The sequence below is a fragment of the Pseudomonas sp. SIMBA_067 genome, assembly GCF_046534675.1.
GTDB lineage: Bacteria > Pseudomonadota > Gammaproteobacteria > Pseudomonadales > Pseudomonadaceae > Aquipseudomonas > Aquipseudomonas putida.
In genome coordinates this window covers 1-347 of sequence record NZ_JAWRYH010000153.1, presented here as the reverse complement: position 1 = coordinate 347, position 347 = coordinate 1, and the positions used below count along the sequence as shown (strand labels likewise).

1 pseudogene is annotated in these 347 nt (G+C 61.4%); it reads left to right on the top strand.

Features of this window, described 5'->3' with window-relative positions:
* A pseudogene (locus tag SB765_RS28485) lies at window positions 1-347 on the top strand (fimbrial biogenesis outer membrane usher protein); the annotation flags it as partial.

Below are 347 nucleotides of genomic sequence, written 5' to 3'. Positions count from 1 at the left end.
ACCTGAGCCTGATCGACACGCCTTACGCCAGCCTCAGCAAACGCAGCCAGCAGGCCACCTTGAGTCTGAACCTCAACGATTTCGGCAGCCTGGGCGTCGGTTATTTTGATGTGCAGGCGGCGGATGATTCACGCACGCGCCTGGTGAACCTGACCTGGAGCAAACCGCTGTGGCGCAACAGCAGTTTTTACCTGTCGGCCAACCATGAGGTGGGCGACAGCAGTTGGGCGGTGCAGGCGCAACTGGTGATTCCGTTCGACGTTTACGGCAGCCTCAGCGTCGGCAGTGAACGCAGCAAGACCGGGCAAAGCCTGCAACGGGTCAATTACAGCCGCGCCGTGCCGGCC